Source organism: Nocardioides jensenii JCM 1364 = NBRC 14755 (assembly GCF_001552535.1).
GTDB lineage: Bacteria > Actinomycetota > Actinomycetes > Propionibacteriales > Nocardioidaceae > Nocardioides > Nocardioides jensenii.
The window spans coordinates 1-21,273 of the sequence record NZ_BCRJ01000038.1 but is presented as its reverse complement, the minus strand read 5'-3'; the positions used below and the strand labels follow the sequence as shown (position 1 = coordinate 21,273).

The 21,273-nt window shown below is 69.7% G+C and carries 19 protein-coding genes and 1 tRNA gene; 11 read left to right on the top strand and 9 right to left on the bottom strand.

The window, feature by feature from the left end; translation table 11 throughout:
* The 3 genes from NJ4_RS09875 to aceE form a co-directional block, all read right to left on the bottom strand.
* Window positions 1-633, bottom strand: a 633-nt coding sequence (locus NJ4_RS09875) for an ACP S-malonyltransferase (RefSeq protein WP_157551020.1), incomplete at its 3' end; no start/stop codon positions are given.
* Window positions 634-778: 145 nt separating this feature from the next.
* A complete protein-coding gene (locus NJ4_RS09870) occupies window positions 779-1,963 on the bottom strand; it encodes a PucR family transcriptional regulator (RefSeq protein WP_067433805.1) in 1,185 nt (394 codons plus the stop codon).
* A gap of 108 nt (window positions 1,964-2,071) precedes the next feature.
* A complete protein-coding gene (gene aceE / locus NJ4_RS09865; protein ID WP_169799237.1) occupies window positions 2,072-4,855 on the bottom strand; it encodes a pyruvate dehydrogenase (acetyl-transferring), homodimeric type in 2,784 nt (927 codons plus the stop codon).
* Between the two features lie 123 nt (window positions 4,856-4,978).
* Between aceE and NJ4_RS09860 the strand changes: the two genes are divergently transcribed.
* Together NJ4_RS09860 and NJ4_RS09855 are read left to right on the top strand one after the other, a co-directional pair.
* Window positions 4,979-5,410 carry a DUF3052 domain-containing protein gene (locus tag NJ4_RS09860; protein WP_067433808.1) on the top strand — a complete coding sequence of 144 codons (432 nt, stop codon included), beginning with the start codon at window positions 4,979-4,981 and terminating at the stop codon, window positions 5,408-5,410.
* A gap of 72 nt (window positions 5,411-5,482) precedes the next feature.
* Window positions 5,483-7,096 (top strand): AMP-binding protein, encoded by a 1,614-nt coding sequence (locus NJ4_RS09855; protein WP_067433801.1) that lies wholly within the window; start codon window positions 5,483-5,485, stop codon window positions 7,094-7,096.
* Window positions 7,097-7,144: 48 nt separating this feature from the next.
* Here NJ4_RS09855 and NJ4_RS09850 read toward each other — a convergent pair whose 3' ends face one another.
* Window positions 7,145-7,966, bottom strand: coding sequence for a septum formation family protein (locus NJ4_RS09850; RefSeq protein WP_157551018.1), 822 nt, complete (start codon window positions 7,964-7,966; stop codon window positions 7,145-7,147).
* 48 nt (window positions 7,967-8,014) lie between these two features.
* Between NJ4_RS09850 and NJ4_RS09845 the strand changes: the two genes are divergently transcribed.
* The 4 genes from NJ4_RS09845 to NJ4_RS09830 all read left to right on the top strand — a co-directional run bounded on the left by NJ4_RS09845 (window position 8,015) and on the right by NJ4_RS09830 (window position 11,921).
* Entirely contained in the window at window positions 8,015-8,479 is a 465-nt protein-coding gene (locus NJ4_RS09845; RefSeq protein WP_067433796.1) for a peroxiredoxin, read from the top strand.
* 5 nt (window positions 8,480-8,484) lie between these two features.
* Window positions 8,485-9,882, top strand: coding sequence for an MFS transporter (locus NJ4_RS09840; protein ID WP_157551016.1), 1,398 nt, complete (start codon window positions 8,485-8,487; stop codon window positions 9,880-9,882).
* 202 nt (window positions 9,883-10,084) lie between these two features.
* A tRNA-Val gene (locus NJ4_RS09835) sits at window positions 10,085-10,159 on the top strand.
* Between the two features lie 229 nt (window positions 10,160-10,388).
* Window positions 10,389-11,921 carry an AMP-binding protein gene (locus NJ4_RS09830; protein ID WP_067433790.1) on the top strand — a complete coding sequence of 511 codons (1,533 nt, stop codon included), beginning with the start codon at window positions 10,389-10,391 and terminating at the stop codon, window positions 11,919-11,921.
* A 159-nt stretch (window positions 11,922-12,080) separates the two neighbouring features.
* Here NJ4_RS09830 and NJ4_RS09825 read toward each other — a convergent pair whose 3' ends face one another.
* From NJ4_RS09825 to NJ4_RS09810, 4 genes are read right to left on the bottom strand one after another with little or no spacing between them, the layout of a single operon-like run.
* Window positions 12,081-12,749 (bottom strand): response regulator transcription factor, encoded by a 669-nt coding sequence (locus tag NJ4_RS09825; protein WP_067433786.1) that lies wholly within the window; start codon window positions 12,747-12,749, stop codon window positions 12,081-12,083.
* Window positions 12,749-14,308 (bottom strand): sensor histidine kinase, encoded by a 1,560-nt coding sequence (locus NJ4_RS09820; RefSeq protein ID WP_067433783.1) that lies wholly within the window; start codon window positions 14,306-14,308, stop codon window positions 12,749-12,751. Before NJ4_RS09820 ends, NJ4_RS09825 begins: the two co-directional genes overlap by 1 nt.
* A 21-nt stretch (window positions 14,309-14,329) precedes the next feature.
* On the bottom strand, window positions 14,330-14,662 hold the full coding sequence (locus NJ4_RS09815) for a small secreted hydrophilic protein (protein WP_157551014.1): 333 nt from the start codon (window positions 14,660-14,662) through the stop codon (window positions 14,330-14,332).
* A 57-nt stretch (window positions 14,663-14,719) separates the two neighbouring features.
* Window positions 14,720-15,184 carry a GbsR/MarR family transcriptional regulator gene (locus NJ4_RS09810; protein ID WP_067433777.1) on the bottom strand — a complete coding sequence of 155 codons (465 nt, stop codon included), beginning with the start codon at window positions 15,182-15,184 and terminating at the stop codon, window positions 14,720-14,722.
* 74 nt (window positions 15,185-15,258) lie between these two features.
* Here NJ4_RS09810 and NJ4_RS09805 point away from each other — a divergent pair, with 74 nt between their 5' ends.
* The 5 genes from NJ4_RS09805 to NJ4_RS09785 all read left to right on the top strand — a co-directional run bounded on the left by NJ4_RS09805 (window position 15,259) and on the right by NJ4_RS09785 (window position 20,492).
* A complete protein-coding gene (locus tag NJ4_RS09805) occupies window positions 15,259-16,179 on the top strand; it encodes an ABC transporter ATP-binding protein (RefSeq protein WP_067433774.1) in 921 nt (306 codons plus the stop codon).
* Window positions 16,176-17,756, top strand: a complete 1,581-nt coding sequence (locus NJ4_RS09800) for an ABC transporter permease (RefSeq protein WP_067433771.1) — start codon at window positions 16,176-16,178, stop codon at window positions 17,754-17,756. The genes NJ4_RS09805 and NJ4_RS09800 overlap by 4 nt, the downstream gene beginning before the upstream one ends.
* 23 nt (window positions 17,757-17,779) lie before the next feature.
* Window positions 17,780-18,898, top strand: coding sequence for a Nif3-like dinuclear metal center hexameric protein (locus NJ4_RS09795; protein ID WP_067433767.1), 1,119 nt, complete (start codon window positions 17,780-17,782; stop codon window positions 18,896-18,898).
* Between the two features lie 63 nt (window positions 18,899-18,961).
* A complete protein-coding gene (locus NJ4_RS09790; protein WP_067433764.1) occupies window positions 18,962-19,702 on the top strand; it encodes a CT398-like coiled coil hairpin domain-containing protein in 741 nt (246 codons plus the stop codon).
* A 10-nt stretch (window positions 19,703-19,712) separates the two neighbouring features.
* Window positions 19,713-20,492: a histidine phosphatase family protein gene (locus NJ4_RS09785; protein WP_067433761.1), complete on the top strand. Its 780-nt coding sequence runs from the start codon at window positions 19,713-19,715 to the stop codon at window positions 20,490-20,492.
* A 6-nt stretch (window positions 20,493-20,498) separates the two neighbouring features.
* Here the strand turns inward: NJ4_RS09785 and NJ4_RS09780 are convergent.
* On the bottom strand, window positions 20,499-21,273 hold a 775-nt coding region (locus NJ4_RS09780), incomplete at its 5' end, for a YaaA family protein (protein WP_067433759.1).

The following is a 21,273-nucleotide window of genomic DNA, read 5'->3' as shown; positions in this document are numbered from 1 at the left end:
CCGAGCCAGTGCGCCCATGCGGTCGACCGCGCCGCCCATGTGGTCGGTGTGGAACGCGCCGGCGACCGAGAGCGGGATGAGTCGCGCCTTGGCCGGCGGCTCCTCGGCCAGCGCGGCGAGCTGCTCGACGGTTCCGGCGGCGACGATCTGGCCGGGGCCGTTGTCGTTGGCCGGGGTCAGGCCGTGCCCGGCCAGGGCGGCGAGCACCTCGTCGCGGTCGCCGCCGAGGACGGCGGTCATGCTGGTGGGGCGTTCGGCCGCCGCGTCGGCCATCAGCCGACCGCGTTCGCGGACCAGCACCATCGCCTGTTCGGCGGTGATCGCCCGGGCGCCGGCGGCGGCGGTGAGCTCTCCGACGCTGTGTCCGGCGACCGCGCCGATCTTGCCGAACGCGTCGCCGGGCGAGGGGAACAGCTCGAGGGCGGCGACCAGACCGGCGGCAACCAGAAGGGGCTGCGCGATCCGGGTGTCGCGGATCGTCTCCGCGTCGGCCTCGGTGCCGTAGTGCACGAGGTCGAGCCCGGCCACTGTGGAGAGCCACTCGAAGCGACCGCGGAAGACCGGGTCCTCGAGCCAGGGGGTCAGGAATCCGGGGGACTGGGCCCCTTGGCCGGGAGCGACGATGACGAGCACGTTGTCCACTATGTCCTGTGGACCCTGAGCACCGAGGGGCTGCCACCCACGAAATCCCGTTGGGATTCCTTGTCGGGTTCCCACAATTTTCGTTACTCGTCAGTGAACTGAGGGCCACCAATCCGTCCCAGGGGCCGTCGACGGGTCAGGCTTCCGCCAGCCGGCCACAGGTCAGGGCGACGGCCAGGGTGTAGCCGTCCCGCGGCTGGGTGGGGGTCAGCCCGGTGATCTCGGCGGCCTGACGCAGGCGGTACCGGATCGTGTTGGGGTGCACGAACAGGGCCCGAGCGGCTCCCTCGACCGAGCCGCCGTGGCTGAAGTACATGTCCAGTGTGGCGATCAGCGTGTCCGGTCGCTCGGTGAGCGGCAGGTAGATCTCGTCGACGAGCTGGGCGCGGGCGGTCTCGTCACCGGCCAGCACCCGCTCGGGCAGCAGGTCGTCGGCGGCCACCGGACGAGGGGCGTCGGGCCAGGCGGTGGCCACCCGGAAGGCGGCCTCGGCGGCGCCGGCGGAGTGTTGGGCATGGGCCAGGTCATGGGCCAGGGGACCGCAGACCAACGGGCCGTCCGCGAAGTGCCCGCCGACGGCCCGACCGGCCGCCTCCGGAGCCTCGACACCGCCGAGGATGACGACCATCCGGTCACCCTGGACGGCGCAGAGTGCGTCCATGTCGTGCTGTCGCGCCGAGCGGCGTACGTCGTCGAAGATGTTGACCGTGGAGCCGGGTGCGGCCCGGCCCAGCACCACGACCACGGCTCCCCGGGCGCCCCAACCGAGTGCGCTGGCCCGGGAGAGGACGGTCTCGTCGCTCTCCGAGCGGAGCACCGAGTCGACGACCAGGGCCTCCAGCCTCGCGTCCCAGGCGCCCCGGGCCTCAGCTGCCCGGGCGTAGACCTCGGCGGTGGCGAAGGCCAGCTCGCGCCCGTAGCGCAGGAGCCCTTCGTGCACGACGGGCGCCAGCTCCTTGCCGAGCAGCTCGTCGAGGTTCTGCTCGACCACGTCGATGGTGAGACGCACCAGGTCGACGGTCTGCTGGAGCGTGATCACGCCGGCCAGGGCGCGTGGTGCGGCGCCGAAGACCTGGGCCGCGATCGCGGAGTCCGCCTCGGTGGAGAGGTCCCAGGAGTCGCCGTGATCGCGGAACCAGGTGGTGAAGCCACGGATGCCGGCCTGCACGATCATCCCGACCCACGAGCGGTCCTCGGCGGAGAGGTCGCGGAACCACGCCTTCTGCTCGTCCATGCCCGCCATCGCCGCCGTGCTCAGAGGGCTGGCGGCGCGCTGCAGGAGAGCGGAGGCCTTCTCGCGCTGGGTGGTCGGACGAGTCACGTTCGCAGGCTAGCGTGCGGCGTACGTCGACCGCCGGAGCGGATCAGTGGAGTTGTTCCGGCCACCGGTGCCGGAACGACTCCACTGATCGTGGCTCTCGAGGTGGGATCAGGCGTCGCCGCCCTCCTGGGCGACTCCCGAGACCGCGGTCGGGTCGTCGATGCGGTACTTCTCGAACGCCTTGGTGACGAGCTCGGCGTCGATCTCACCGGCGTCGGCCAGCGCCTGGAGTGACTGCACCACGACCGACTCGGCGTCGATGTGGAAGAACCGACGGGCCGCCGCGCGGGTGTCGGCGAAGCCGAACCCGTCGGCCCCGAGCACGCGGTAGTCGGCCGGCACCCAGCGGGCGATCTGCAACGGCACCGCGCGCATGAAGTCGGAGACGGCCACGATCGGGCCCTCGACGTCGGAGAGCCGCTCGGTCACCCAGGCGGTGCGGCCGGTCTCGCCGGGGTGCAGCAGGTTCCACTGCTCGGACGCGACGGCCTCGCGGGCCAGCTCGTTCCAGGAGGTGACCGACCAGGTGTCGGCGACCACGCCCCAGTCCTCGGCCAGCATGCGGGCGGCCTTGTCGACCCAGGGGTAGCCGACGCCGGAGGCCATCAGCTGGACCCGCGGCCCCTCGCCCTGCCCGGTCGAGACCTGGTGCATCCCACGCAGGATCCCGTCGACGTCGACGCCCTCGGGCTCGGCCGGCTGGGAGACCGGCTCGTTGTAGACGGTGATGTAGAAGATCACGTTCTCGTCGGCCTCGCCGTACATCCGCTCGAGGCCCGACCTCATGATGTGCGAGACCTCATAGGCGAACGCCGGGTCGTAGTGGACGACCGCCGGGTTCGTGGCGGCCAGCAGCGGGGAGTGGCCGTCCGCGTGCTGGAGCCCCTCACCGGTCAGCGTCGTGCGGCCGGCGGTCGCGCCGATCAGGAAGCCGCGCGCCATCTGGTCGGCCATCGCCCAGATGGAGTCGCCGGTGCGCTGGAAGCCGAACATCGAGTAGAAGATGTAGAACGGGATCATGTGCTCGCCGTGCGTGGAGTACGTCGACCCGGCGGCGGTCGCCGAGGCCATCGCACCGGCCTCGGAGATGCCCTCGTGCAGCATCTGGCCCTTCTCGGACTCCTTGTAGGCCAGCAGCAGCTTGCGGTCCACCGATTCGTACTGCTGGCCGCCGGGGTTGTAGACCTTCGCGGTCGGGAACATCGCGTCCATGCCGAACGTGCGGTACTCGTCGGGTGCGATCGGCACGAGCCGCTGGCCGATGCCGTCGTCCTTCATCCAGTCCTTGAGCAGGCGTACGACGGCCATGGTGGTGGCGATCTTGTTCTTGCCCGATCCCTGCTTGAGCTCGGAGTAGATCGCGTCACCGGGCAGCTTGAGCGGCTTGGCCCGCAGCACCCGCTTGGGCAGGGAGCCGCCCAAGGTGGTGCGGCGCTCGAGCATGTACTGGATCTCGGGGGAGTCGGCACCCGGGTGGAAGAACGGGGCCATGCCGGTCTGCTCGTAGGCCAGGTCGAGGTCGCGGTCGGAGAGCGGCAGGTAGAGCCGGTCGCGGAACTTCTTCAGGTCGTCCTGGGTGAGCTTCTTCATCTGGTGGGTGGCGTTCTTGCCCTCGAGGGCGTCGATCGTCCAGCCCTTGATCGTGTGGGCCAGGATCACCGTCGGCTGCCCGACGTGCTCGGAGGCGGCCTTGAAGGCGGCGTACACCTTGCGGTAGTCGTGTCCGCCGCGCGGCAGCTTCTCGATCTGGGTGTCGCTCATGTGCTCGACCATCGCGCGCAACCGTGAGTCGGCGCCGAAGAAGTTGTCGCGGACGTAGCCGCCGCTCTCGCGGGAGTAGGTCTGGAACTGGCCGTCGGGCGTGGTGTTCATCTGGTTGACCAGCACACCGTCGACGTCGCGGGCCAGGAGCGCGTCCCACTCGCGACCCCACACGACCTTGATCACGTTCCACCCGGCACCGCGGAAGGTGGACTCGAGCTCCTGGATGATCTTGCCGTTGCCGCGCACCGGGCCGTCGAGCTGTTGGAGGTTGCAGTTGACCACGAAGGTGAGGTTGTCGAGCTCTTCGCGCGCCGCGACCCCGATGGCGCCGAGCGACTCGGGCTCGCCCATCTCGCCGTCGCCGAGGAACGCCCAGACGTGCTGGTCCTTGGTGTCGGTGATGTCGCGGTTGTCGAGGTAGCGGTTGAACCGCGCCTGGTAGATCGCGTTGAGCGCGGTCAGGCCCATGGAGACCGTGGGGAACTCCCAGAAGTCGGGCATCAGGCGGGGGTGCGGGTAGGACGGCAGACCCTGGCCGACGCCGTGCTGCACCTCCTGGCGGAACCGGCGCAGCTGATCCTCGGTGAGCCGCCCCTCGAGGAAGGCGCGGGCATAGATGCCGGGGGAGGCGTGGCCCTGGATGAAGATCTGGTCGCCGCCGCCGGGGTGGTCCTTGCCGCGGAAGAAGTGGTTGAAGCCGACCTCGTAGAGGCTGGCCGCCGACTGGTACGTCGCGATGTGCCCGCCGACCTCGAGGCCCTTGCGGTTGGCACCGGAGACCATCACGGCGGCGTTCCACCGGATGAACGCGCGGATGCGACGCTCGACGTCCTCGTCGCCGGGGAACCAGGGTTCGCGCTCGGGCGGGATCGTGTTGATGTAGTCGGTGCTGCGCAGGGCGGGGACGCCGACCTGCTTCTCGCGGGCTCGTTCGAGCAGCCGCAGCATGAGATAGCGGGCCCGTTCGCGGCCGCGCTCATCGATCATGGCATCGAAGGACGCGAGCCAGTCACCGGTCTCTTCGGGGTCGATGTCAGGCAACTGAGTGGGAAGACCCTCATGAATTACGGGTGGATTCGAGGGCTTGGTGGTGTGGGTCACGTTGCCATCTTGACACGCACCGCACAGGGAGAAAATCTACCCAGTGGTAGACGCGCGGATGCGCTCCGGTGGGCGAAGGGTTGCGCAGCGGGGCGATGTCCGGTGGACTACGTGCACCTGATTTCCGTGACGCGTGACTGGAGGAGTCTCTTGAGCTCGACCGCGGGTGGCCCGGCCGCCCAGAATGCCGGAGTTGCTGACCGTCTTGGCTTCAAGCCAGGACTCGTGATCCAGGAACTCGGCTGGGACACCGACACCGACGACGACCTACGCGTGCAGATAGAGGACTGCATCGACGCGGACATGGTCGACGGTGAGTACGGCAACGTCGTCGACTCCGTGATCCTGTGGTGGCGTGACGACGACGGTGACCTGGTCGACGCACTCGTCGACTCGCTGACCGACCTCGTCGGGGGCGGCGTGATCTGGCTGCTGACCCCCAAGGTGGGCCGTCCCCGCTCGGTCGACGCGGCCGACATCGCCGAGGCCGCACCGATCGCCGGGCTGTCCCAGACCACGACGGCCACGGTGAGCAAGGACTGGGCGGCCACCCGCCTCGTGGCACCGAAGTCGGCCCACTGACCCTGTACCCCCCGGCCAGGCGCCGGGTCGCACGTGTGGTCGAGGCAGCAGGCGGGATCGAAAGGAACATCGATGGGTCAGGGTCGTGAGCGCCTCAAGTCGGGCGCAACCTCCGTCAAGGTGCTGGCAGGGTCCGGGGTCGTCCGGCCCTACTCGCCGGTGAAGCTGGCCCGTCTGGCCCGCACGGTCCAGACGTGGGGCACCGGCGTGGCGGGCGGGTTCGCCTCGCTCGCGGTGCGTCATCCCGACCATCCCGGTCTGGTCGACGAGCTCGGCACCCTCACCTTCGGTGACATCCATCGGCGCAGCAACGCGCTCGCCTCGAGCCTGCGCGCCCGGGGCATCACGGAGGGCGACGGGGTCGCCGTCATGTGCCGCAACCACCGCGGGTTCGTGGACGCGAGCCTCGCGGTGGCCAAGCTCGGCGCCGACGTGCTCTACCTGAACACGGCCTTCGCCGGTCCTCAGCTGGTCGACGTGCTGGCCCGTGAGAAGCCTGGTGCGGTGATCCACGACGAGGAGTTCACCGGGCTGCTGGAGGGGGCCCACGTCGAGAACCGGATCCTGGCCTGGACCGACTCCGAGACCGACCACGACACCGTCGAGAAGCTGATCGCCGCCGGGTCGAGCGCCGACCTGAAGCCGCCGACGCGCCACTCCCGCACGATCATCCTGACCTCCGGCACCACCGGCACGCCCAAGGGTGCGCCTCGCAACGAGGCCGGCATCGATGCCGCGGTCTCGCTGCTCTCCCGGATGCCGCTCAAGGCGCGGTGGAAGACCCACATCGCCGCGCCCCTGTTCCACACCTGGGGCTTCGCGCACCTGGCACTCGGCATGCTGCTGGGCTCCACGGCCGTGCTCACACGTCGCTTCGACCCGGAGACCGCCCTGAAGGTGATCGCCGAGAACGAGTGCGACTCGTTCATCGTGATCCCGGTGATGCTGCAGCGCATCCTGCAGCTGCCCGAGGAGACCCGCGCGACGTACGACTTCTCCTCGGTCAAGGTGGTCGCGGCCTCCGGCTCGGCGCTGCCCGGCAACCTGGCCCTGAACTGGATGGACGCGTTCGGCGACACGCTCTACAACATCTACGGCTCGACGGAGATCGCCTACGCCTCCATCGCCACGCCCGAGGACCTGCGCACCTCACCCGACAGTGCGGGCAAGCCGCCGCACGCGACCGTCGTACGCATCCTCGACCCGGACGGCCGGGAAGTCCCTCAGGGTCAGTCCGGCCGCATCTTCGTCGGCAACGGACTCCTGTTCGAGGGCTACACCGGCGGTGGTGGCAAGGAGGTCGTCGACGGGCTGATGTCCAGCGGCGACGTCGGCCGCTACGACGCCGCCGGCCGGCTGTACGTCGAGGGCCGCGACGACGAGATGATCGTCTCCGGTGGCGAGAACGTCTTCCCCAAGGAGGTCGAGGACTGTCTCTGCCGCCACGACGCGGTCGTCGAGGCAGCCGCGATCGGCGTCGACGACGATGCCTTCGGCAAGCGACTGCGTGCCTTCGTGGTGGTCACCGACGGATCAGACGGTGGGGTCGACGAGTCCGAGCTCAAGGACTGGGTGAAGGCGAACCTCGCACGGTTCAAGGTGCCTCGAGAGATCGTGTTCATCGAGGAGCTCCCGCGCAACGCGACCGGCAAGGTGCTCAAGCGCGAGCTCTTTGACTGGGAGTGACGGGTCGACCGGGCCCCCTGGTCCGATCCCGGCCGGGACAGGTCAGGGTCAGGACGACGTGCTCTTGTAGCAGGACATCACCCGGTCCCCGGCGTTCCACCCCGACTCCAGCGGCCAGGTGACCCACCAGGACTGAGTGCTGGTGATGCGCGGGCACTGGCCGTTCGCCAGCTCCTCGAAACGAGCCCGGTTCGGGTACGTGTCGTCCTTGGCCCGGAACCACCCCGCCCAGCGGAAGCCGTGCGCCTTGTCACAGGTGACGTCGATGCCGTCGTCCTCACCGTCTCCGTTCGTGTCCGGGCCGCGCCGGATGCAGCGCACGTAGCGGTCGGTCAGGCCGTCGGAGAAGAGATCCGTGGACGCCGACGTCTCCGGCAGCAGCCGCAGGTTGTCGGAGGTCTCGGCGACCAGGTCGCAGCGGAACCAGCGTGCGCCGGCCTGCCACTGGGTGGTGGTGGGCTCGAACCAGACCCAGTCCAGGACCGAGCCGATCAGCTGGCCCTTGCTCAGGCCGGTGGCCGCAGGCAGCCGCTTCTGGCACTCGCGGCTGACCCGCGAGAAGTCCGAGCTCGTGGTGCCAGCCGGGAACAGGCCGACGTGGTAGGTGAGCGAGTTGTGCTTCTGGTAGCAGTCGCCGACGGGCTTGTTGGTGTTCGTCGACGAGATCGACTGGCTCCGGCTCAGGCTGTAGCAGGACCCCACGACGGGGGCACCGGCCATCGGGTCGAGGTCGGGGGTGGGGGAGACTGCCGGCTCGCCCATGGACGCATCGAGTTGGGTCGCCCCGCCTTCGGAGCCGCACGCGGACGCGAGCAGCAGCAGGCCGGATGCCAACGCCAGAGCGCTGGTGCGAAGATGACGGTCAGACATGAAGCACCCCTCGGTCGCGAACACGATGAATCCTAGGACAGGCACTCGGTGACACCACTTCAACTCGGCGACAACGCACCGGACTTCACCCTGCGCGACCAGTTCGGCCAGGACATCACGCTCTCGTCCTACCGGGGGAAGAAGGCCGTGGCGATCTTCTTCTACCCCTTCGCCTTCTCCGGGGTCTGCACCGGCGAGCTCACCGGCATCCGGGACCGGCTCGACGAGTTCCTCACCTTCGACACCGAGGTCCTGGCGATCTCCTGCGACCCGATCTACGCGATCCGGGCGTTCGCTGACCGCGACGGCCTGAACTTCCCGCTGCTGGCCGACTTCTGGCCGCACGGCGACGTGGCCCGCGCCTATGACGTGTTCGACGAGACCAAGGGCTGCCCCCGGCGTTCGTCGTACGTCATCGACAAGGAGGGCCGGATCTCCTGGGCGGTGCACAACGCGATGCCGGAGGGCCGTGATCTCGACGAGCACCTGCGCGAGCTGCACGCCCTGGTCTGACGCCTGTGGTTGAGCTCCGATCGCGCTTGGTCCCGGCACTCGTCTACGCAGCCCTGTGCACCGCCATCGTCAGCTCGTTGGGCATGCTGCTGGTGCCCTCGATCGCCCTGGAGTTCGAGGTCACGGTCAGCACCGCCCAGTGGATGTTGACGATCAACCTGCTCGTCGGTGCCATCGCGACACCGGTCATGGGCCGACTCAGCGACGGACCGCACAAGAAGCGCCTGCTGCTGGTCTCGCTCGCGGTCATTCTCGCCGGATCCGTCATCGCTGCGGTGGCGCCCAACTTCACCGTCTTCCTGATCGGCAGAGGACTGCAGGGCCTCACCTACGGCATCGTGCCGGTGACCATCGCGATGGCCCGGCGCTACGTCGAGCCGTCACGCGCTCGCTCCGCCATCTCGACGCTGTCCGTGACCGTGGCGACCGGTCTGGGCATCGGCTACCCGTTGACCGGGATCATCTCTGGCCGGACCAGCTATCACTGGGCGTTCTGGTTCGCCGCACTCTTCGTGGTCACCGCGATCGCCACCGTGGTCAAGGTCGTGCCCGACGGCCCCGACGAGCTCGCGCCGCGCCTGCCCTTCGACTTCGGCGGCGCAGCGCTGCTGGGGCTCGGACTCGGTGCCCTGCTGCTCGGCATCAGCGAGGGGGAGAACTGGGGGTGGACCTCGGCCGGAACGCTCGGCATCTCGATCGCAACCGTGGTTCTGCTCGGTGCGTGGGTCCACGTCGAGCTCCGCTCGAGCCATCCGCTGATCAATCTGCGGGTGCTGCGCCACGGTGACGTGCTGCTGGCCAACGGAACCGCGGTCGGCCTGGGGATCACGATGTACATCGCCCTGTCGGTCGGCAGTCTGGTCGCCCAGGCGCCCGAGAGCACGGGCTACGGCATGGCGCTGCCGGTCGTGTGGGCGGGATTCGTGATGTTCCCGCTGTCGGTGGGCAGCCTGGTCGCCAACCGGCTGGTGCGCCGGCTCGCCCATCGCATCAAGCTCGCCAACCTGTTGCCGATCGGTGCCGCGGTGATCTCGATCGCCTCGTGCCTGCTGTGGATCACCCACACGGAGCTGTGGCTGCTGCTGGTCGGGATGCTCTTCCTCGGCGTGGGCATGGGCGCTGCGTATGCGGCGATGCCGGCGTTGATCGCGCGCGGTGTCGTGAAGGAGGAGCTCGGCAGCTCGGTCAGCTTCAACCAGGTGCTGCGCACGATCGGCAGCACCTTCGGAACCGCGTTCTCCGGGGCCATCCTTGCTGCCAACCTGGCGGCCGACGGGCACTCCACCGACACCGGGATCACCGGTGCCTTCGCGCTCGCTGCGATTCTCTGCCTGATCGTCCTGGTCGCCCTGGTGATGCACGCGCTGGCCCACCGCAACGCGGCGGAGCACGAGACGAGCTGATCGCCGGGCAGTGCCACCGGTCTGGACCGGCATCTCCAATTTGGCCCATTTCTGACGAAAACTGGGACATCGCGCCCGGGCGCGCAGCAGAATTGACCTCGTTGCGACCGCTGGTGACCCGAGACGCCGGCGGTCGCGACGCATTTCGGCCGATGTTGGGGCCGTCTCCGGCGATCGCGTAGTCTGTCCCGCGCCTTGATGCGCGTCGGTAGCTCAGCGGTAGAGCACTCGGTTTACACCCGAGCGGTCGGCGGTTCGAAACCGTCCCGACGCACCAGTCCCACCCCCTCGCACGACCCGGTCGCACGACTCGCCACGACTTTGGTGCGACGGCCTTCCCAACGTGCGGCGTACGACGTTCTCTGCGCGGCTCGCCTCCGTGTCGGGGCCGTGTCGCTGCCATTCGTCGCAGTCAGACTGCCGTCGGTCGCATCGGCTCCCGCGCTCTCTCCCACCCGAGCGTGGGCGTGGCTAAGGTGAGAGAAACGTCATCATCAGGAGGCCCCATGCTCGTTCCGTTCCAGGTTGCCGACTTCATCGATCGCGCCGCAGGTGTCTACGGCGCCCGGGTCGGCGTCATCGACGAGCCCGACCAGCCGGCGCCGTCGCAGGGGTCGGTGACCTATGCCGAGATCGCGGCTCGGGCCAAGCGCCAGGCGGCCAAGCTCGATGAGCTCGGCATCGGGTTCGGTGACCGGGTGGCGGTGGTCTCGCACAACAGCGCGCGCCTGTTGACCTCGTTCTTCGGAGTCGCGGGATTCGGCCGGGTGCTGGTGCCGGTCAACTTCCGGCTGCGTCCCGAGGAGGTCTCCTACATCGTGGAGCACTCGGGTGCTCGGGTGCTGTTGATCGATCCGGAGCTGGAGGAGTCGCTGGCCGAGGTGAAGGCCGAGATCAAGATCGTGATCGGTGACGACGACGAGATCTATGCCGCCGAAGGCGTGGAGCCACAGCCGTGGGAGCCGGACGAGAACGCCACCGCGTGCATCAACTACACCTCCGGCACGACCGCACGCCCCAAGGGTGTCCAGATCACGCACCGCAACATCTGGGTCAACGCGGTCACCTTCGGGCTGCACGCCGGGGTCACCGACCGTGACGTCTACCTGCACACGCTGCCGATGTTCCACGCCAACGGGTGGGGGATGCCGTTCGCGATGGCCGGCCTGGGTGTGCCGCAGGTGGTGATCCGCAAGATCGACGGCGCCGAGATCCTGCGACGCGTCGAGCAGCACGGGGTCACCGTGATGTGCGCCGCCCCGGCCGTGGTGGCCGCCGTACTGGAGGCCGCGGCCGAGTGGGACGGTGAGATCCCGGGGCGGGACAAGGTGCGGATCATCGTGGCGGGGGCACCGCCGCCGACCAAGACGGTGGCCCGGGTCGAGCGCGAGCTGGGATGGGAGTTCATCCAGATCTACGGCCTGACCGAGACCTCGCCGTTGCTGACCATCAACCGGACCCGCGCCGAGTGGGACGATCTCGAGCCCGAGGAGCGGGCCTCCAAGCTGGTGCGGGCCGGTGCCCCGGCGATCGGGGTCAGTCTCTCGACCGACGCCGAGGGCGAGGTGCTGGCGCGCTCCAACGTCGTGCTCGAGGGCTACTGGGAGCAGCCGGAGGAGACCGCGCGCTGCCTGGCCGGTGACTGGTTCCACACCGGTGACGGCGGAGTGATCGGCGACGACGGCTACCTGACCATCCAGGACCGCAAGAAGGACGTCATCATCACCGGTGGTGAGAACGTGTCGTCGATCGAGGTCGAGGACGTGCTGTTCTCGCACCCGGCGGTCGCGGAGGTCGCGGTGATCGGCGTACCCAGTGAGAAGTGGGGCGAGACGATCAAGGCACTGGTCGTGCTGGCATCCGGGCAGGAGGCCACCGAGGCCGAGCTGATCGCGTGGTGCAAGGACAAGGCCGCGGGTTACAAGGCCCCGACGTCGATCGAGTTCCGCGACGAGCTCGCCCGCACCGCCACCGGCAAGCTGCAGAAGTTCAAGCTGCGTCAGCCCTACTGGGCCGACCAGGCCAAGCAGATCAACTAGCGCCGCTGCGTCACACGGGCAGATTCACAGGCGAGCCTGTGAATCTGCCCGTGTGACGCGAAGTTTCCCGTCGATCGGGCAGAATCGCCCGGTCAGGCTGTCCTAAGAGCGGTCTTCGACGAACTCACGACGGGTCACCGCGAACTGGCGACGGGTCGATCAGGGAACCAGGCGGTAGCCCATGCCGCGGACCGTGGCGATCCGGTCGCTGCCGACCTTCTTGCGCAGGTAGCCGACGTAGACGTCGACGACGTTGGAGCCCGGGTCGAAGTCGAAGCCCCACACGTGGTCGAGCAGCTGCTCTCGCGAGAGCACCTGGCCGGGGTTGAGCAGGAAGATCTCCAGGAGCATGAACTCACGGGCAGAGAGGTCCACCAGGCGGCCGTCGACGGTGGCTCGACGGGTCCGGACGTCGAGGCTCACCCGTCCGGCATCGAGTACGTCGTCCCGGGTGGACCCCGAGTCGTCGTGCTGACGCAGCCGGAGGCGGACCCGGGCCAGCAGCTCGGCGAAGCGGAACGGCTTGGGCATGTAGTCGTCGGCTCCGCTCTCGAGCGCGTTGACGGTGTCGGTGACCGAGTCGCGCGCGGTCAGCACGATCACCGGCACCCGAGAGCCCTGGGAGCGCAGCTGGTCGAGGACCTCGAAGCCGTCGAGCCCGGGCAGGCCGATGTCGAGGACGACCAGGTCGAAGTCGTCGCCGAGGGCCAGGTCGAGACCGGTCGGCCCGTCCTCGGCGACCGTGGCCTGGTGCCCCTCGGCGGTGAGGCCCTTGGCCACGAAGGAGGCGATGCGTGCCTCGTCCTCGACGATCAGAATGCGTGCCATCAGCGGTCCTCTGCAGGTGGGTGGGTGACCGCGATCTCGGCGGTCGGGAAGTCTGAGTCGCCAGGGCCGACGCCGGGGCCGACCAGGGGGCCGACTGAGAGATCGTCGCGGGGGTCGACGGGACGTGCGCTGCGATGGTCGGCGGGCAGTGAGATCCGGAACAGTGCGCCCCGGGGTACGGCGTCCTCCACCGCGACAGTTCCGCCGTGGGCCTCCACGACTGCCCGCACGATGGAGAGCCCCAGCCCGAACCCGTCGTCGCCCCGCAGCACGGTGCTGCGGGCGAACTTGTCGAAGATGCGAGTGCGGTCCTCGCGGCGTACGCCGTGCCCGGTGTCACGCACCCAGAGCTCGATCCGGTCGCCCTCGTCGGCCGAGCCGATCGCGACCGTGTCACCGGCTGTCGTGTGCTTGACCGCGTTGTCGGCCAGCTGGAGCAGCGCCTGGGTGATGCGCTGTTCGTCGAGGAGGACGGTTCGGTGCGAGGTGCCGTCGATCGTCCAGGTGCGGTCACCGAGGCCGCGGGCCTTGGCCAGCACCGTCGCGGTGAACGGGCCCAGCTCGACCGCGCTCCGGGTCACGAAGTCCGGTCTTGCGCTCTTGGCCAGCAGGATCAGGTCGCCGACCAGGCGAGCCATGCGGTCGACCTCGTCGAGCAGCAGGGCCCGCGTCTCGGCGACCTCCTCGGGGTCGTCGGCGTCGAGCAGCTCGAGGTGCCCGCGCAGGACGGTCAGCGGGGTCTTCAGCTCGTGCCCGGCCGCGTCGAGGAACTCGCGCTGGTTGGTGAAGGACGCCTCGAGCCGGGCCAGCATGTCGTTGACCGTGCGGGTCAGGGCGGTGATGTCGTCGTTGCCGGTCTCGCTCAGCCGCAGCGACAGGTCGGTGTCGCTGATCTCGCGGGCGGTCCGGTTCATCTCGCGCAGCGGTGCCAGCAGTCGGCCGGCCTGCCAGGCGGCCAGCGCACTGATCAGTCCGAGGGAAAGCAGCGAGACGATCGCGTAGGTGCGCATCAGGCTGTTCAGGTCGGAGCGCGCGTCGTCGAGGAAGGTCACCACCACCAGAGCCCCGCTGCTGCGATTGCCGCGCACCGGCTGCACGGTCACCAGGATCTCGCCCGCCCGGGAGTCGAGGTGCTCGGAGCCGCCGTCCCTCAGGTGCTTGCGCACGATCTCCCGGAACTCCGAGGAGTCGCTGAAGCCGGGGTGGTCTGCGGTGGACTCGTACTTGGGCCGATCGTCCAACCAGGCGGCGAAGAGCTCGTCGTCACTGGGCACATTGCGCTGGAGGAACACGTAGAGCAGGTCCTCCACGTTGGCGAAGGGCTTCGCCGTCGTGGGGTCGGTGCCCTGTTGCTGCAGCTGTCGGAACTCCGCGATCTCCTGGTCGGCCTGGTCGGCCGCCGTGCTCTCGAGACGGGCCGACTCCAGGGCATAGATGATGCCGCCGGCCGAGGCCAGGGCCAGGGCCACGAGCACGGCCACGGTTGCGGTGATCCGGACACGCACGGAGACGCCCGGCCCGCGCCGGACGTCTCGATGGGCAATGGTCGGAAGGCGCATCAGGGCACCCGGGACGCTCGATCAGTCGTCGTCATCGTCCCCGTCGTCATCGTCGTCGTCCCGGCCGCCGCGGTTGCGTCCGTCGTCGTCATCGTCGTCATCGAGGTCGTTGGGCACCCGGGTGACGGTTCGTGGGCGGTCGTCGTCCGGCTTCTCCTTCGTGCCCGGGGTGCGGGTGGGTGACGGTTCCGTCGTACCGCCGGGTGTGGACCCGGGGGACGTCGCGGGGGCCTCGTCGATCCGGATCGGGCTGCGGTCGCCGGGCTTGTCGTCGGCAGCAGCGAGCGAACCGGCCACGTAGGCCAGCATCGGCAGCGCCAGTGCCGCGGCGAGAACCACTTTCCATCGACCCATGGTGACCATGATCCTGCCCCATCGTGGGGGTCGGGTGAGAGCCGGATGAGAAGACCCTCATGCACTGCCGGTGCGCGTGGCCTGCCATTCGCCGTAGAGGCGGGGGAGAGCCTCGACCATGAACCGGAAGAAGTCGCGGGTCTCGTCGACCCGGTCGGCGGCGACGCCGGTCACGGCACCCTCGGCCCGCGCCTTGTCGAGTACGTCGACCATGGCCGCGTAGCCCTCGATCTCCATCGTGACCGGGCCCAACCACAGGTCGGTGCCCAGGGAGAACCGATCGACGCGTTCGCGGGGTTGGCGGCGCCGGTGGATCAGGCGGATCCGGGTGAGGAACCCGACCGCCCCGCTGATCGCGGCCGGGCTGACCTGGAGCGTCTCGGCCAGCTCTCGTGCGGTCAGGTCGTCTCGGTCGGCGCACAGCAGGGCCGCGAAGACCCGGGAGGGCATCCGCGGGAAGCCCATGCTGGTGAGCATGGCGGCGAGGTCCTCCATGAAGCGCGCGCTGGGGTCCCGGGTCATGGCCGGAGTCTAGTCGTGAATTCACAAGATTCATATAGTTCACAAATTTGTGAATTGAGCGTACTGTCGACGACATGGGCAACGTCATCGAGATTGCCGGGCTCGTGAAGAAGTTCGGCGCCACCACCGCACTCGACCACCTCGACCTCGAGGTGAGCACGGGTGAGGTCCACGGTTTCCTGGGACCCAACGGTGCCGGCAAGTCCACGACGATCCGGGTCCTTCTCGGCCTTCTGCGCGCCGACGCCGGCACGGCCACACTGCTGGGTGGGGATCCGTGGCGAGAAGCCGCAGCCCTGCACCGACGACTGGCCTACGTTCCCGGTGACGTGAACCTGTGGCCCAACTTGACCGGCGGCGAGGTGATCGACCTGCTCGGCCGACTCCGGGGCGGGCTCGACGAGAAACGGCGGGCCGACCTGCTCGATCGCTTCGAGCTCGACCCGACCAAGAAGGGTCGCACCTACTCCAAGGGCAATCGGCAGAAGGTCGCCCTGGTCGCCGCACTCGCCTCCGACGTCGAGCTGCTGATGCTCGACGAGCCGACCTCCGGGCTGGACCCGATCATGGAGTCGGTCTTCCAGTCCTGCATCGACGAGTTCCGCGACGAAGGGCGCAGCGTCCTGCTCTCCAGTCACATCCTCGCCGAGGTGGAGCGGCTCTGCGACCGGGTCAGCATCATTCGCGCCGGACGCATCGTGGAGTCCGGCACGCTGGCCGACCTGCGCCACCTGACGCGTACGGCGGTCTCGGCACAGCTCGCAGCCGACCCGCACGGACTCGACTCGCTCGTGGGGCTGCACGGACTGGTCGTCGAGGGGCGACGGGTCGAGTTCGAGGTCGACTCCGCGCGACTGGGCGACGCCCTGGCCAGGCTCGGCGAATTCGGCATCCTCACCCTGACCAGTCAGCCGCCGACCCTGGAAGAGCTCTTCCTGCGCCACTACGGCGACGAGGTCGACACCTCCGAGCCCGAGGACGAGGCGGACTCATGAGAGCCGTCACCGGGGCCGGCATCCTGTTCCGCACGTTCCTGCGCCGCGACCTGCTCACCGTGCTGTGGTGGACCATCGGCGTCACCGTTCTCTACTGGTCGCAGGCGGTCAGCGTCGACGGCCTCTACGCCACCCAGGCCGAGTTCGACAAGGCCGCCGCCAGCATGGAGCAGAACGCCGCCTTCATCGCGATGGCCGGACCGGCCCGGGCGCTCAACACCACCGGCGGCCAGGTGGCGTGGCAGGCCACCGCGTTCGGTGCGGTGCTGGTCGGCCTGATGAGCATGTTCCTGGTCGGGCGCCACACCCGCGTCGAGGAGGAGACCGGCCGCGACGAGCTGGTCCGCTCCGGGGCGATCGGGCGCCACGCCCCGATGACCGCGGCGCTGGCAGTCACCCTGCTCGCCAACGCCGTTGTCGGCCTGGTCACCTCCGGTGCCCTGCTCGGCTACGGCCTTCCTGCGGCCGGTTCCTGGGCGATCGGCCTCGGACTCTTCCTGGTCGGTGCCTGCTTCACCGGCGTCGCGCTCGTCGCGGCCCAGCTCACCCAGGGCGCGCGGGCGATGTACGGCATCGTCGGCGCCGTCATCGGGACGGCGTACGCCCTGCGCGCCATCGGCGACGTCGCCGAGAACGGCCTGTCCTGGCTCTCCCCGATCGGCTGGTACCAGGCGATGCGTCCCTACGCCGACGAGAGCTGGTGGCCCAGCCTCCTGCTGCTGGCCGGATTCGCAGTCAGTGTCCTGGCGTCGTACGTCGTCTTCGGCCGGCGCGACGTCGGCTCGGGGGTGTGGGCCGCCCGACCCGGCCCGGCCCGCGCCGGACGCGACCTGCGGAGCGGCCTCGGGCTCGCCTGGCGGCTGCACCGCGGCAGCCTCTGGGGCTGGAGCCTCGGGCTGTTCCTGGGCGGGCTGGGCTACGGGTCGATCGGCGACGACGTCGGCGACCTGCTCGGCGACTCCGACACCACCAGAGAGGTGCTCGCCGCTGGCGCGGCCGACCTGGTCGACGGGTTCTACGGGGCAGCAGGCGTGATGCTGGCGCTGATCGCCGGTGGGTACGCCGTCTCGGCGTCGCTGCGGGCGCGCGGGGAGGAGGACTCCGGCCGGGTCGAGTCGCTCCTGGCCACCGGCCTGTCCCGAACGACCTGGTTCGTCGGCCACTCGCTGATCGCCGTGCTCGGCACCGTGGTGGTCGTGCTGGCCTCCGGGGTCGGGCTGGGCCTGGGCTACGCAGCGGTCACGGGCGAGTGGGACCGCTTCGCCCACGTCGCCGTGGCACCGGTCTCGGCGGGCGCCGGGGCCCTCGTGCTGATCGGGCTGACCGTGCTGCTGGTGGGCCTGGTGCCGCGGTGGGCGACGGCCGCGTGGCTCGGCCTCGGCTTCTGCGTGGTGGTGATGATGTTCGGGCCGCTGCTCAAGCTCCCCGACTGGCTGGTCGACGTCTCGCCGTTCAGTCACCTGGCGCTGGTGCCGGCCGAGTCATTCGCCGCGGGCCCGTACGCCGCCGTGCTCGCTGTCGGCGCCGCGCTGCTCGCCGCCGGTGTGGTCGCGCTCCGACGCCGTGACGTGCACTGAACGGCTCCGACTAACCTGACGCCATGACGACTCTTGGTGAGGTGGTCGACCTCCTGCACAGCTGGTACCCGCCGGAGACCGCCGACGGCTGGGACGCCGTGGGCCTGGTGGTCGGTGATCCGACGGCGATGGTCAAGAAGGTGATGTTCGCCGTCGACCCGACCCTCGAGGTGGCTCAGGAGGCGGTGTCGTGGGGCGCCGACCTGCTCGTCGTGCACCACCCGCTGTTCCTCAAGCCGGTGCACGGGTTCGCCGCGACCACGCCCAAGGGCCGCACCGCGGCGGTGCTCGCCGCCGGTGGCTGTGCGCTGCTGACCGCGCACACGAACGCCGACCAGGCGGCCGCCGGGGTCTCCGAGGCACTGGCCACCGCCCTTGGTCTCGAGGACCTCACCCCGATCGTCGCGGCCCCGGCCGAGCCCCTCGACAAGTTCGTGGTCTTCGTCCCGCACGACGCGGCCGCGCCGGTGCGCGCCGCGATCGCCGACGCCGGAGCCGGGTTCATCGGCAACTACGACCACTGCACGTTCACCACAGAGGGCCAGGGTCGGTTCCGCCCGCTCGAGGGCGCCGACCCGACGATCGGCACCATCGGTGACATCTCGCTCATCCACGAAGACCGCATCGAAGCCGTGATGCCCAGGCGTCGACGGGCCGACGTGGTCGCCGCAATGCTGGCCAACCACCCCTACGAGTCGCCGGCGTACGACGTCGTGGAGCTGGCCGACCCCGGCACCACGGCCACCGGCACCGGACGGATCGGCACGATCGAGGAGACCACCCTGCGCGACTTCGCCCAGGTGGTCGCAGAGAAGCTGCCCGAGACCGAGCAGGGGGTGCGGGTCGGCGGTGACCCCGACCGCGTCGTACGCCGGATCGCGGTCTGCGGCGGCGCCGGCGACTTCCTGCTCGATGCGATGGCCGCACGGGACGTCGACGTCTACCTGACCAGCGACCTGCGCCATCACCCGGCCGCCGAGTTCCTCGAGAAGGACGGACCCGCGCTGATCGACGTCGCGCACTGGGCGGCCGAGTCCACGTGGCTCCCGGTGGTGCAGGCGCGGCTTGCCCAGGCGCTGGGCGATACGGTGGACTCCCGGGTGAGTGAGATCCGCACGGACCCCTGGACCTTCCGCGTCTGAACGACCGGCGCGATCCACCAGCCACCACACCTTTCCTGAAGTGCCGTATCCGAGGAGCCTCCCCTGAAAGCCGACCCGTCCGCCCAACTGAAGCTGCTCGACCTGGCCGCGATTGACGCCCGCATCGCCCAGCTGCGCCACCAGCTCGCCTCGCTTCCCGAGATCCGTGAGATCGCGGCGATCGAGTCGACCCAGCGCGCACTCAACGACCGCGTGCGGGATGCCCGGATCCTCGTCGACGACCTGACCCGTGAGCAGAAGAAGGCCGACCAGGACGTCGAGCAGGTCAAGACCCGTCGTGAGCGTGACCGTTCGCGGGTGGAGCAGGGGCTGATCACCAACCCCAAGGATCTGCAGCGGATGAACCATGAGCTCGAGTCGCTCGACCGCCGAATCTCGACGCTCGAGGACGAAGAGCTCGAGGTGATGGAGAAACTCGAGGAGGCGCAGGCCGAGCGGGTCCGCGCCGAGCGCGAGGAGGGCGAGGTCGTGGAGAAGCTGGCCGGTCTGGCCGAGTCGCGCGACACCAAGTCCCGGGAGGCCACCGCCGCTCTTGACCAGCAGGTCGACGAACGTGCCTCTGCCTTGGGCGGATTGCCGGAGGACCTGCTCGCCCTCTACGAACGCATCCGAGAGAAGCAGGGCGTGGGCGCCGCCGAGCTGCGCGCCCGCCAGTGCGGCGGCTGCAACATGAAGCTGAACGCCGCCGATCTCGGTGTGATCGCGAAGGCGCCCGCCGACGACGTCGTGCGTTGCGAGGAGTGCTCACGCATCCTGGTGCGCACCGCCGAGTCCGGCCTGTGAGTGCTGGCCGGTGAGTGACGATCTGCCGGGCTCCGAGCAGCCCGACTCCCTGATCGAGGAGATCGAGGATCCGGCGGAGTCCACCGCCGCCGATTCCGGACACCGCGGGTGGTCGGCCCCCGGTGGTCCGCCGACGACGGTGATCCTGGTCCGCCACGGGGTCACCCCGCACACGATCGACAAGCGTTTCTCCGGCGGCCTGGCCAGCTCCAACCCCGGGCTCAGTGACCTGGGCCGCGACCAGGTCCGGGCCACCGCCGAGTGGCTGGCGCCGTTGGCCGGCGACGTTGCCGCCGTGGTGGCCTCGCCCGTACGACGAACGCTGGAGTCGGCCCAGATCGTCGCCGAGGTGCTCGGCCGCGACATCGAGGAGGAGCCCGGCTTCGCCGAGATGGAGTTCGGCACCTGGGACGGGCTGACCTTCGCCGAGGTGGCAGAGAAGCACAAGGACGAGATGGACGCCTGGCTCGGCTCGCTCGACGTCGCTCCCGGCGGAGGGGAGTCCTTCCGAGAGGTGGAGGCGAGGGTCCTCGCCGGGCTCGAGCGACTGCTCGAGACCCATGGCGGCAGGACCGTCGTGGTGGTCAGTCACGTGACGCCGATCAAGACCTTGGTCTCCCACGTGCTGGGCGCGCCGCTCGAGGCGGTCTACAAGATGGAGCTGACCCCGGCGTCGGTCACCGTGCTGTCGTTCTTCAACGGTGGCCGCGACGGCACGGAGCGGATCGGGTCGATGCGGCTCTACAACGCACGTCCCGGGGCCGAGGTGCTGCCGCCCGCCCGCGTCTGACCTCGCTCAGATCTCGTCGACGACCACGTCGAGCTGGGTGCCCTTCGCGCCGGCCGTGCCCTCCTCGACCTTCCAGCCGAGGTCGCGGAGCAGATCGGCGAACTGGGCGGGTGAGCGCGGCTTTCCGCCGTCCTCGAGGACCGCGCGGACGATGCGTCCCTTGGTCGCCTTGTTGAAGTGGCTGACCACCTTGCGGGTGCCGTTGTGCTCGTGCAGCACGCGGACGGTCGCCACCTTCGGCGCGAGCTCGCGGGCCGGTCGCCAGAAGCCGGCGTACATGCCCGAACGCAGGTCGACCAGCAGCCCGGAGCCCAGGGCATCGAGGGCGGCCGGCTCGAGGTGGTCGCGCCAGAACCCTGCCACAGAGCCAAGTTGAGGCAGAACCGCGTCGCCGGAGAGACGGTACGCCGGGATCGGGTCACCGGGCCGGACCAGCCCGAACAGCGACGACATGATGCCGACCCGGGTGGTCGCCCGACGCTTCGCCGCCGTGGAGAGGCCGGCGAAGTCGAGGGCGTCGTAGAGGACCCCGGTGTAGATGCGGTCGGCCCGCGCCGTGGGCGCCGTACGCAGGGAGGCGTTGAGCGCGACCAGGTCGAGCTGGGTGGCGCCGAGGCCGAGGGTGGCCGCGGCCCGCTCGACGAGCGGGCCGTTCTGCACCGGGGTGGCCGGATCCTGTCCGTCGGCGCACAGGGAGACCAGGGCGCCGAGGACCTGCTCGCGGGCCGCGCTCAGCGACGGTGAGCCGAGGGCGGCGAGGTCGAGCGGCTTGCCGCGCCGT

Coding starts and splice junctions, on each gene's coding strand:
- NJ4_RS09855 (WP_067433801.1), top strand. CDS start 5,483: ATGGGTCAGGGTCGTGAGCGCCTCAAGTCGGGCGCAACCTCCGTCAAG.
- NJ4_RS09850 (WP_157551018.1), bottom strand. CDS start 7,966: ATGTCTGACCGTCATCTTCGCACCAGCGCTCTGGCGTTGGCATCCGGC.
- NJ4_RS09830 (WP_067433790.1), top strand. CDS start 10,389: ATGCTCGTTCCGTTCCAGGTTGCCGACTTCATCGATCGCGCCGCAGGT.
- NJ4_RS09825 (WP_067433786.1), bottom strand. CDS start 12,749: ATGGCACGCATTCTGATCGTCGAGGACGAGGCACGCATCGCCTCCTTC.
- NJ4_RS09820 (WP_067433783.1), bottom strand. CDS start 14,308: ATGCGCCTTCCGACCATTGCCCATCGAGACGTCCGGCGCGGGCCGGGC.
- NJ4_RS09815 (WP_157551014.1), bottom strand. CDS start 14,662: ATGGGTCGATGGAAAGTGGTTCTCGCCGCGGCACTGGCGCTGCCGATG.
- NJ4_RS09810 (WP_067433777.1), bottom strand. CDS start 15,184: ATGACCCGGGACCCCAGCGCGCGCTTCATGGAGGACCTCGCCGCCATG.
- NJ4_RS09805 (WP_067433774.1), top strand. CDS start 15,259: ATGGGCAACGTCATCGAGATTGCCGGGCTCGTGAAGAAGTTCGGCGCC.
- NJ4_RS09800 (WP_067433771.1), top strand. CDS start 16,176: ATGAGAGCCGTCACCGGGGCCGGCATCCTGTTCCGCACGTTCCTGCGC.
- NJ4_RS09795 (WP_067433767.1), top strand. CDS start 17,780: ATGACGACTCTTGGTGAGGTGGTCGACCTCCTGCACAGCTGGTACCCG.